This is a genomic window from Salinicoccus cyprini (assembly GCF_007713705.1).
Classification (GTDB): Bacteria; Bacillota; Bacilli; order Staphylococcales; family Salinicoccaceae; genus Salinicoccus; species Salinicoccus cyprini.
In genome coordinates this window covers 991,194-1,002,736 of the sequence record NZ_VMSJ01000001.1, presented here as the reverse complement: position 1 = coordinate 1,002,736, position 11,543 = coordinate 991,194, and the positions used below count along the sequence as shown (strand labels likewise).

General features: G+C 48.9%; 11 protein-coding genes and 1 other annotated feature (1 of these 12 only partly in view). All 11 genes read left to right on the top strand.

From position 1 onward, the window contains the following. Nucleotides 1-51 precede the first annotated feature (51 nt). The gene (gene tig / locus FO441_RS04980) at nucleotides 52-1,335 is read left to right on the top strand and encodes a trigger factor (protein WP_145286637.1); all 1,284 of its coding nucleotides are present in this window, start codon (nucleotides 52-54) and stop codon (nucleotides 1,333-1,335) included. 135 nt (nucleotides 1,336-1,470) lie between these two features. Beyond that, complete coding sequence (gene clpX, locus FO441_RS04975; RefSeq protein WP_145286634.1) at nucleotides 1,471-2,727, top strand: ATP-dependent Clp protease ATP-binding subunit ClpX; 1,257 nt, start codon at nucleotides 1,471-1,473, stop codon at nucleotides 2,725-2,727. Nucleotides 2,728-2,784: 57 nt separating this feature from the next. Then, nucleotides 2,785-3,372 (top strand): ribosome biogenesis GTP-binding protein YihA/YsxC, encoded by a 588-nt coding sequence (gene yihA / locus FO441_RS04970; protein ID WP_145286631.1) that lies wholly within the window; start codon nucleotides 2,785-2,787, stop codon nucleotides 3,370-3,372. A gap of 137 nt (nucleotides 3,373-3,509) precedes the next feature. Continuing rightward, complete coding sequence (hemA, locus tag FO441_RS04965) at nucleotides 3,510-4,856, top strand: glutamyl-tRNA reductase (RefSeq protein ID WP_145286628.1); 1,347 nt, start codon at nucleotides 3,510-3,512, stop codon at nucleotides 4,854-4,856. A gap of 12 nt (nucleotides 4,857-4,868) precedes the next feature. After that, a complete protein-coding gene (gene ccsA, locus FO441_RS04960) occupies nucleotides 4,869-5,693 on the top strand; it encodes a cytochrome c biogenesis protein CcsA (protein WP_145286625.1) in 825 nt (274 codons plus the stop codon). A gap of 12 nt (nucleotides 5,694-5,705) precedes the next feature. Then, on the top strand, nucleotides 5,706-6,629 hold the full coding sequence (hemC, locus tag FO441_RS04955; RefSeq protein WP_145286622.1) for a hydroxymethylbilane synthase: 924 nt from the start codon (nucleotides 5,706-5,708) through the stop codon (nucleotides 6,627-6,629). Then, nucleotides 6,616-7,317, top strand: coding sequence for a uroporphyrinogen-III synthase (locus tag FO441_RS04950; protein WP_145286619.1), 702 nt, complete (start codon nucleotides 6,616-6,618; stop codon nucleotides 7,315-7,317). Before hemC ends, FO441_RS04950 begins: the two co-directional genes overlap by 14 nt. Nucleotide 7,318: 1 nt before the next feature. Further along, nucleotides 7,319-8,299: a porphobilinogen synthase gene (gene hemB / locus FO441_RS04945; RefSeq protein WP_145286616.1), complete on the top strand. Its 981-nt coding sequence runs from the start codon at nucleotides 7,319-7,321 to the stop codon at nucleotides 8,297-8,299. Beyond that, the gene (gene hemL, locus FO441_RS04940) at nucleotides 8,299-9,588 is read left to right on the top strand and encodes a glutamate-1-semialdehyde 2,1-aminomutase (RefSeq protein WP_145287374.1); all 1,290 of its coding nucleotides are present in this window, start codon (nucleotides 8,299-8,301) and stop codon (nucleotides 9,586-9,588) included. The genes hemB and hemL overlap by 1 nt, the downstream gene beginning before the upstream one ends. Before the next feature lie 73 nt (nucleotides 9,589-9,661). Further along, nucleotides 9,662-10,192: a cytochrome c gene (locus FO441_RS04935; RefSeq protein ID WP_145286613.1), complete on the top strand. Its 531-nt coding sequence runs from the start codon at nucleotides 9,662-9,664 to the stop codon at nucleotides 10,190-10,192. 101 nt (nucleotides 10,193-10,293) lie between these two features. Further along, the gene (locus FO441_RS04930; RefSeq protein WP_145286609.1) at nucleotides 10,294-11,367 is read left to right on the top strand and encodes an AbrB family transcriptional regulator; all 1,074 of its coding nucleotides are present in this window, start codon (nucleotides 10,294-10,296) and stop codon (nucleotides 11,365-11,367) included. A gap of 34 nt (nucleotides 11,368-11,401) precedes the next feature. Next, nucleotides 11,402-11,543 (top strand) — a binding site (T-box leader) (it continues 67 nt past the right edge of the window).

Here is an 11,543-nt window from a genome sequence, read left to right as displayed (position 1 = left end):
GTTATACTATATTGGTTAATTGAAATTACGTATTTACGGAGGAATTAGATTATGTCTCAAAAGTGGGAAAAACAAGAGGGTAACGAAGGAGTACTGACAGTAACAGTACCAGCCAAGGAAGTAGATGGCGCCCTGAACGAAGCATTCGCAAAAGTATCTAAAGAAGTCAGCATTCCTGGATTCAGAAAAGGTAAAGTACCGCGCCAGATGTTCGAAAAGCGTTTCGGTGTAGAATCACTTTATCAGGATGCACTTGATATCCTGCTTCCTAAAGCATACACAGAAGCAGTGACTGAAGCTGACATCAACCCGGTCGACCAGCCGGAAGTTGATATCGAGCAGATGGAAAAAGGCAAAGACCTCATCTTCACTGCGAAAGTGACTGTTGAGCCTGAAGTCAAACTCGGCGAATACAAAGGTCTTGAAGCAGAAGAACTGGACACTGAAGTAACTGAAGAAGACGTTCAGAAGGAAATCGACAGCCTGCTTGAATCACACGCCGACATGGTAGTGAAGGAAGAGGGCAGTGTTGAAGAGGGCGACCTTGTGAACCTCGACTTCGATGGCTATCTTGGTGATGAGCAGTTCGAAGGCGGACAGGCTGAAGGCTATGAGCTTGAAATCGGCTCCGGCAACTTCATCCCAGGTTTCGAAGAGCAGGTTGTCGGCATGAACATCGAAGAGGAAAAAGACATCAAGGTCACTTTCCCTGAAGAGTATCACGCCGAGGAGCTTGCGGGTAAAGAAGCGACTTTCAAAGTCAAAGTCAACAGCATCAAATCCAAAGAGGTTCCTGAACTTGACGAAGATCTCGTAAAAGAACTCGATCAGGACGTTGATTCCGTAGACGCACTGAAAGAAAAGCTTGAAAAAGACCTCAAGGAAGCAAAAGAGAACGAAGCGGATGTTACAATGAAGGAACAGCTCATCGAGCAGGCTTCCGACAATGCTGAAATCGATGTACCGGATGCAATGATCAAAACTGAAACAGACAGAATGCTTCAGGAATTTGAACAGCGTCTATCCCAGCAGGGCATCAACATGGAAATGTACCAGCAACTGTCCGGTCAGGATGAAAATGCACTGCGTGAGCAGATGAAGGACGACGCATCAAAACGAGTACGCACAAACCTCGTTCTCAAGCAGATCGCAATCGATGAGAATATCGAAGTGGCAGACGAAGATGTCGACAAGGAACTCGAAAAGATGAGTGGGCAGTTCGGCATCAGCGTGGAAGACATCAAATCCACACTCGGCGACCTCTCCATGCTCCAGGAAGACCTGAAAGTACAGAAGGCGATCGATGTACTTGTAGACAACAGAAAACGGAAGTAATCTGAACTCCAATATCGAGGGGCTCTGTGGTGATATGCTGCAGAGCTCCTCGTTTATAACGATTATAAACTGGAGATTTGATTTTGATGATGATATCTAGTATATTTTACAGGAATGAAAAAAGAGGTGTTGAATATGTTTAAATTTAATGAAGACGACACAAATCTAACTTGTTCCTTCTGTGGTAAGGATCAGGAACAGGTGAAGAAATTGATCGCTGGCAGCGGTGTCTATATCTGTAACGAATGTATCGAGCTCTGCCATGAAATCATCGAAGAAGAACTGAAATCCGAAAAGACACAGGTCTTTACGGAAATTCCGAAGCCACAGGAAATCCTGGATGCGCTGAATGACTATGTCATCGGGCAGGAAAATGCCAAGCGTGCGCTTAGTGTAGCAGTCTACAACCACTACAAGCGTATCAACCAGAACCAGGAAGATGGCGTGGAAATCTCCAAAAGCAACATTGCTCTGATCGGTCCGACAGGTAGTGGTAAAACACTTCTCGCGCAGACATTGGCAAGAACATTGAACGTGCCTTTCGCAATTGCGGATGCAACAAGCCTGACTGAAGCGGGCTACGTCGGTGACGATGTCGAAAACATCCTGCTTCGTCTGATCCAGGCAGCGGACTTCGACGTTGAACGTGCAGAGCAGGGTATCATATATGTCGATGAAATCGACAAGATTGCCAGAAAGAGCGAAAATACTTCCATCACAAGAGATGTCTCCGGTGAAGGTGTTCAGCAGGCACTCCTCAAGATCCTTGAAGGTACAACAGCAAGCGTACCGCCTCAAGGTGGCAGAAAGCATCCGAACCAGGAATCCATCCAGATCGATACGAAGAACATCCTCTTCGTTCTCGGTGGTGCATTCGATGGCATGGACGAAATCATCAAGAGACGTATCGGCGAGAAGGTCATCGGATTCGGTGGTGCATCCGGCAAGGCGAATGACAAGGATGAACTGATGTCGAAAGTCCGCCCGGATGATCTTCAGAGCTACGGACTCATCCCTGAGTTCATCGGCCGTGTGCCGATCATCAGCTATCTTGAAGAGCTTGATGTAACAGCGCTGAACTCCATTTTGACAGAGCCGAAGAACGCGCTCGTCAAACAGTACCAGAAAATGCTCGAAATCGATAACGTGGAACTGGAATTTGATCCGGATGCACTGAATGCCATCAGTGAACTTGCAATCGAAAGAAAGACCGGTGCGCGTGGCCTTCGCTCCATCATCGAGGAACGCATGGTGGACATCATGTTTAACGTGCCGTCGAACGATGAGATCCGTAAGGTGAAGATTACAAGAGCAACAATTGAAGAGGAAGCAGATCCATTGCTCTTCAATGAAAATGGTGAAGAGATCCACCTGAACCGTAAAAGTGCATAATATATGAAAGAGCTGTCTGATTTCTGGACAGCTCTTTTTACTGAAAGGAAGATAGCGATGAAAATCAATCCGAATAATATAGACATCATCATCTCGGCTGTCAGCAGTGAGCAGTATCCGAATACCGGACTTTCCGAAATCGCCTTGAGCGGCCGTTCCAATGTAGGGAAGTCCTCATTCATCAATGCTGTGGCAGGCCGTAGGAACATGGCCCGGACTTCATCGAAGCCCGGCAAGACACAGACGCTCAATTTCTACAATATGGACGACCAGTTCATATTCGTCGATGTACCGGGATACGGTTATGCCAAGCAGTCCAAGAAGTCACGCGAACAGTGGGGCAGAATGATCGAGAGCTATCTGGCCGAAAGGGAACCGCTCTCTGCTGTCATCCAGCTCATCGACCTGAGGCATAAGCCGACGGAAGACGACGTACTGATGTACAACTACCTGAAGCACTTTGAAATACCGGTGATCATCATATGTACAAAGATGGACAAGATATCGAAAAGCAAAGTCGAAAAGCACCTTAAGATCGTACGTGAAGCAATCGACTTCGACCCGGACGATATCATTATTCCCTTCTCATCCATGGATAAGAATAATATGCCGAAAGTGATGGATGCCATCTCAAAATTTGTGTAGTTTGTTCACAAAAAGTTCTTAATAATAATTAGTATAAATAAGAACACAACATGGATTATGAATGTATAATCTGTTAAAATAAGAGTATTGAAAGTGTCCAGAGACGAGGCATAATAGGATAGTGGGGGGCAATTCGGATGCATGTCATTGCATTAAGTCTGAATTACAGAAAGGCAAGTGTGGAAGAGAGAGAGAAAGTGGCGTTCCAGGATGAGGAGATCATTCCGGCGCTGCATAGATTGAGAGAACAGAAAAGCGTACTTGAAGCGGTACTTCTGTCCACATGCAACAGAACGGAAGTCTATGTAGTCAGTGATCAGGTGCATACAGGCAAATACTATTCGCAGATGTTCCTTGCGGACTGGTTCAGCCTGGATCTGGCATCCGTAAAAAGAATTACGGATATCAAAGTCGGTGACGAAGCGGTGGAGCATCTTTACCGTGTCGCATCCGGTCTGGAATCGATGGTTCTCGGAGAAACCCAGATCCTCGGTCAGATCAGAGACGCCTTCTTTACGGCGCAGACCGAGCATACGACAGGTACCATCTTCAATAAATTGTTCAAAGAAGCGATTACGGTAGCGAAGCGCGGACATAATGAGACGGATATTTCGAAGAATGCGATTTCCATCTCCTATGCTGCAGTGGAGCTTGCGAAGAAGATATTTTCACGTGTCGATAACCGCAAGGTGCTTGTCATCGGTGCTGGAGAAATGGCAGAGCAGTCGCTTTTGAACCTGACTTCCAACGGAATCAGGAATGTGACGGTTTTGAATCGTTCTGAAGAGAATGCAGCACGCCTTGCAGGCCAGTTCAATGGGAAAAGTGCGTCCATGGACCAGCTGGAAGCAGAAATTGCGGATACGGATATCGTCATATCCAGTACAGCGTCACGCAACTACCTCATTACAGAAGAAGTGATGGATGTGGCGATGGCAAAACGCAATGGCAAGCCGCTGATCATGATGGACATCGCACTGCCACGTGACATCGATCCGTCAATAGGCAGAATGGACAGCGTCTACATGTACAATGTCGATGATCTGCAGGGACTCGTCGATGCCAACCTGTCGACCAGACAGGAAGAGGCAGCCAAGATTGAAGGTATGATTGCAGAGAGCATGGACAAGTTTACAGAATGGGTCAATATGCTCGGTGTCGTACCGGTCATCCAGGCGCTGCGTTCGAAAGCACTGTCCATCCATGAAGAGACATTCCAGAGTGTTGAAAGAAAGATGCCGGAAATGACGGAGCGTGAGCGCACAATCGTCTCCAAGCATATGAAGAGCATCATCAACCAGATGCTGAAGGATCCGATCATCTATACTAAAGAAATTTCCGGAGACAGAAAAGCCGGTGAAAAACTCGACGAAATAATGCAGCTCTTCGGCATTGAAGAGGAAGTCGATGCAGTCAAGCAGCAGGAGAAAGCCAAACAGCAGGAGAAACTGTCGGCACGAAAGCAGGAGCTGGCAATCGAATAGGGTGGAAACCATATGGATATGATGTTCCGCAGTCATGAATTTATTCTACTATTATACTTTTTGAGCCTTTCTGTGCTAAGCTACGATCTGTTTTTCAGGAATCGGCTTGCCAGAAAGGTTTCCTTTTATCTTGTCATCATTGCAGCAGTGCTCCAGGTCGCCACTTTCATGTATATCGGTGTGGCGCTGGGCCGCATTCCAATACAGACGACTTTCGAGGGCATATATGTCTTCTCGACCCTCGTCATCATTACGGGGCTGATCCATTACCGGTGGAGCGATTCGGAGATTGCATTTGCACTCTATGTGTTCTGTGCATTTGTACTCTTCTCCGTCTATACATTTGCACCAGTCTCCTACGACAGGGTGACGGAAGTGTCGGCGATCATGAACGAGCTGCTGATCATCCATATTGTACTTGCGCTGATTGCCTATGTACTCTATTTCATCTCGGTGATGCATGCCGTGATATATATCATCCAGTATGATAACCTGAAAAAGAAGCGTTTCAACCGCGTGTTCTTTTCACTCTTCAGCATAGAGACGGCCAAAAAGACGATGATCCGTACACTGATACTTGGTGTGTTCTCCATGCTGATCAGCATTTTCCTCGGCATCCAGTGGGGCATGTATATATACGGCGTCGAAATATTCAAGGACTTCAAAGTGCTCGGCACACTGTTCGTCATTCTGCTGTATACAGCACTGTTCGTCCATCTGAAAATAAAACGCAGCATCTACCGTTTCGCCTGGTTCAACATCGTGATCTTCATCATCTGCATGCTGAACTACCTATTCATCACACAACTTTCCAGTTTTCATTTCTGGAGCTACTAAAGGAGAAGTAATATGAGAAAATTTACCGTAGGTTCAAGACGCAGCGATCTGGCGATGACCCAGTCCAAGCAGTTCATCAGCAGTCTGAAAGCACAATTCCCCGACGTTGAGATCGACATCAAGGAGATTGTCACAAAAGGGGACAGGATTGTCGATGTGCAGCTCTCCAAAGTCGGCGGCAAAGGGCTGTTTGTAAAAGAGATTGAACAGGCGCTTGCCAATAAGGAGATCGATATGGCCATCCATAGCCTGAAGGATGTCCCAAGTGCGCTGGATCCGGAATTCACCATCGCCTGCGTGCCTGAACGTGAAGACAAGCGGGATGCTTTCCTGTCGAATGGCAATGTGGCCTTCAAGGATCTGCCTGCCGGCAGTGTCATCGGTACGAGCAGCCTGAGGCGCAGTGCACAGCTTCTTGCGATGCGTGACGACGTGGAAGTGAAATGGGTGCGCGGCAACATTGACACCCGCATCAAGAAGATGGAATCCGGAGAATACGATGCAATTGTTCTTGCCGCAGCAGGACTGAAGCGCATGGGCTGGTCCGACGATATTGTTGCAGAATACTTTGATCCCGAGTCCTTCATCCCGGCAATTGCACAGGGCGCGCTCGGCATAGAATGCCGCTCTGACGACAAGGAACTGATCGACATGCTGAAAACGGTGCACTCGGATGATGATGCAACCTGCACGACAGCAGAGCGGACTTTCCTGAGACGCATGGACGGCAGCTGCCAGGTGCCGATCGGCGGATATGCCACTTATGAAGATGGGGAACTCTACCTTACCGGACTGATCATGCCTGAAGATGGCAGCGAGCAGTACATCGTAAAGAAATCCCATCAGGATCCGAAAGCACTCGGCAATCTGGTTGCAGATGAAATGGAGCGCATCGGCGCAAAGGACATCATCGATCGCATCAATGAAACACTATAGACCTATCGTCATCATGACCCAGAGCAGGGCATTCGAAAGGGATTCAAGTGTATTGTCACTTGTCCACACGCCGCTCATCACGACAGAGGCGCTCCCTTTTGATGAGACGGTGTTCCGGTGCCATTATGATTGGCTGGTTCTGACGAGCCGCAATGCAGTACAGCATTTCCTGCCTCATATGAAGAAAGCCCAATTCGATAGGGTGGCGACGATCGGCAGAAAGACGAGTGAGCGTCTTGAGCAGGAGGGGCTGAAAATTGATTTTGAGCCCGGGGACTACTCTCAGGAGGGGTTCCTTGCAGACTTTCCTGCCTGGCACGGTACGCGCATATTGTACCCGGCAAGTAGAGAGGCCCGCCCGCTGCTGCATGACCATCTTGTGGCGGCAGGGTGTGCTGTGGAGCGGCTCGATCTGTATCGGCCGGTGGCCAATGAGGCGTATCGTGAAGAAATCCAGGCACTGCTCGCACAATCTCCGTACGGCATTACATTTTCAAGTCCTTCCGGAGTCAAGGCATTCATGAAATGGTTCACTCCCCAAGATCTTGGGAATATTACCGTAGTTGCCATCGGACAGGTGACTGCAGATGCACTCGGATTGTATGGCGTAGCGTCCATACAGCCCGGGAAGGAAACATTGGAAGAAATGGTAGAACTGCTTGAAGATAGAATAGATGGAGGAGTTTAAGATGAATTTCGAGAGACATCGGCGTCTTAGAAGAACAGAATTCATGAGGGATATGGTCAGGGAGACGAAAGTCACAAAGGATGACCTCATCTATCCGATTTTTGTTGTGGAATCCGACGATATAAAAAAGGAAGTGCCATCCATGAAGGGCGTTTTTCAGATTTCCCTGAACCGTCTTCATGAGGAGCTGGAAGAAGTGAAGGCCAAAGGTATCAAATCGGTCATCTTTTTCGGCATACCGGATGAAAAAGACCCGGAAGGCTGCGGTGCCTACCACGACCACGGCGTCGTCCAGGAAGCGTGCAGAATCTCAAAGAAACTGTACCCGGAAATCCTGGTCATTCTCGATACATGCCTGTGCGAATATACGGACCACGGCCACTGCGGCCTCATCGATCCGGATACACAGGATGTCGACAATGACAGCTCGCTGCCACTGCTGGTCAGGACGGCAGTCTCCCAGGCGAAGGCAGGGGCGGACATCATCGCGCCGAGCAATATGATGGATGGCTTTGTTGCCGAAATCAGAAAAGGGCTCGACGATAATGGCTTCAGCCATATTCCGATCATGAGCTACGGCATCAAGTATGCATCGAAATTCTATGGTCCATTCCGGGACGCGGCGGATTCGACGCCATCATTCGGTGACCGCAGGACGTACCAGATGGATCCGGCGAACCGTCTCGAAGCACAGCGTGAGCTTGCAAGCGACCTTGAAGAGGGCTGTGATATGATGATCGTCAAACCGGCGCTGTCGTATCTCGATATCATCCGGGATGTCAGAAATGAAACGAATGTACCTGTCGTCGCCTACAATGTCAGCGGGGAATATGCGATGACACGCACGGCTGTCGACATGGGACTGCTGGATGAAGCTGTCATCATGGAGCAGATGGTTTCCATGAAACGTGCAGGTGCGAATATGATTATCACTTATTTTGCAAAAGATATATGCAGAATGCTTGATGAAGGGATGGAATGATCATGTACGAAAAATCAGAAGCACTCTATAAAAGAGCAAAAACACTCATGCCTGGGGGTGTCAACAGCCCAGTCAGAGCATTCAAATCCGTCGATATGACTCCGGTATTCATCGACCGTGCCAAAGGGTCGAGAACGTATGATGTCGATGGCAATTCATATATCGACTATGTTTTGAGCTTCGGCCCTCTGATCCTCGGCCATAGTGATGACAGGGTGGTCAATGCACTGACTGCAGTCGCACAGAAGGGGACAAGCTTCGGTGCCCCGACAGAGCTTGAAAATGAACTGGCGGAACTCGTCATCGAACGTGTGCCTTCTGTGGAAATGATCCGCATGGTCTCTTCCGGCACGGAAGCGACACTGGCCGCACTGCGTCTTGCGCGCGGATTCACCGGAAGGAACAAGATTCTGAAATTCGAAGGATGCTATCACGGCCACAGCGACTCCCTACTGATCAAAGCCGGCAGTGGTGTGGCGACACTTGGACTTCCGGATTCTCCAGGTGTACCTGAAGGTACAGCTGCAAATACCATCACAGTACCCTACAATGACGAAGAGAGCCTGACCGAGGCTTTCGACAAATTCGGTGACGATATTGCTGCAGTGATCATGGAGCCTGTTGCCGGCAATATGGGGGTCGTCCCGCCGCGTGAAGGCTATCTTCAATTCGTACGTGACATTACGGAGAAAAGCGGCACACTGCTCATCTTCGATGAAGTCATGACCGGATTCCGTGTCGGCTACAACTGTGCACAGGGCCATTACGGCATCACACCTGATCTTACCTGCCTCGGCAAGGTGATTGGTGGCGGCCTGCCTGTCGGTGCCTACGGCGGCAGACGTGACATCATGGAGTATATCGCACCTGTCGGCGACATCTACCAGGCGGGGACACTATCCGGTAATCCGCTGGCGATGACAGCCGGGCTTGAGACGCTCAGACAGTTGACACCTGAGAGCTATGACCACTTCAACAAGCTCGGTGATATGCTCGAAGTCGGCCTGAAGGACATCTTTGCAAAGAAAGGGCAGCCGATCACAGTGAACCGTGCCGGTTCGATGATCGGATTCTTCCTGACGGAAGGACCGGTCGTGGATTTCGACAGTGCAAATACAAGCGATCTTGAACTGTTCAAACACCTGTATCAGGAACTGCTCAAAGAAGGCGTCTATCTGCCACCTTCCCAGTTTGAAGGCATGTTCCTGTCGACGAGCCACACTGAAGCGGACATCCAGAAGACAGTCGATGCTTTTGAAAAAGCACTGGAGCGTGCTGTACAGCGGTAGCTTGCCAAATACGGTTTATTTTCACAGAATAAAGTGTATAATTGAAGATAACAGATAATTGGAGGTAGTTTGAATGGCGAATGACAAAGATAAGCGATTAACCCACAACGACAGCAACATCAAGGGCAAGAGAGAAGAAGATAAAGTCTACATCGAAGGTCAGAACAGAGAAATGATCGAGCAGAAGAAAATCAGCAAGAAGAATCCGCTTGTCTGGATCATTCCCATCATTCTCGTTCTGCTGATTGTACCGCTCATCATCCAGCAGGTAAGTGGCGGTCAGGGAGAAGAGGGCGGTTCCACGTCCACTTCATCCGGCGAGGAATCAGATGGTTCCGGAGGCGAGACTGAAGCATTGGACGAAGGACTGACCGAGGAGGATTCGACCGAAGAAGGTTCTACTGAAGAGGAAGGCAGTAGCGCCGATCAGGAAGAAGCGGATATCAACTCAGGCAGTGACGATGCCCAGCCGGACGGCGCAGATGGCGGAGAGGCAGAAGAAGGTGGCGCGTCCGAAGAATCCACTGAGGAATCGACTGAAAAAGGTGGAGGCTCAGAGGAATCCACTGAGGAAGAATCCACAGAAGAAGAAAGCTCCAACTAGTATGATGTACACTAACCCCGCTGCAGTCTACTCGGCGGGGTTGTTCTATGGCATTTTATTATTTAGGATTCCGAAATAATCATTATGAAAGGAGGACGTCCATGAGATATCTCAACCTGTTCCTGCTGTTTCTGTCGGCAATCATCCTGTCGGCTCTGCTTCAATGGGCAGGGATGGTCATGCCATGGCTGTTCGGCGCCATGATTGCGACGGTCGTCTTCTACAGGATGGTGACTACCCATTTTCATTATCCGAAGTGGTTCGGCAATCTGGGGCTGATCATTATTGGAGTTGAAATCGGCTCGACGTTCACGCTCGAAACGCTTGCAGATATGGCGGAAGACTATATTACGATCATCATGCTGTCCCTCCTGATCATCGGACTGAGCCTCCTTCTTGCCGGGTTTTTCATGAGAATGACCGGATGTACACTGGAAACCGCAGTACTTGCTTCGATTCCAGGCGCACTGTCCCAGATGATCGTCATGGCTGAGGAGGAGAAACGGGCGGATCTGCTGCTTGTGACACTGACCCAGATGTCGCGCATTGTACTTGTAGTCATATTCGTTCCTTTGATTGCGAGTTTCACTGCAGGCAGTAATCTGACGGGCACAAACGAAGTCGCCTCTTCGCTTACATCGGTCGCAACCGTTGACATGCTGTGGATGCTGCTCGGTATTCCCGCTGTCATCTACATCATGACGCTGATGAAGTTTCCGGTACCCTACATGATCGGACCAATGCTTGTCGTTCTCGCATGGAATGTGGTGACGGACTATACCTTTTCGGTCGATGTTTCATTCATGTATGCCGCCCAGCTGTTCTTCGGCATAAGGATCGGCCTTCAGATATCGACACTTGTCAACCAGCTCAACAAGCGGCTGATACTGTCGATGCTGATCCAGAACATGCTGCTCATCATCGGTACATTGGGACTGGTCATGGTATTTCTGCTCATTTCGGAACATGACTTTACGGATCTGTTCTTGAGTGCAGCGCCCGGTGGTATCGGTCAGATCATCATTGTGGCTGTTGAAATGGGTGCCAATATCGCCATGATTTCAAGCTACCACATTTTCCGCATCTTTTTCATCCTTCTCATTGTGGCACCACTGATCAATATGCTGCTCAGAAAAAACAGGAAGCGGCGCCAGCATGCACATGATGGGACTTGACACCATCGAGACGTTCGCATAATATTGAAATCAAGGCAAATAGATGAATGGCAGAAGAGTAGTGGTATACGGGTGACAGAGAGCATGTGGGGGCTGTGAACATGCCGAAGTATATCACGAACGTAGTCTGCAGAGATCGGTTCTGAACATTCGAGTAGGAGCTGACGTCTGATGAG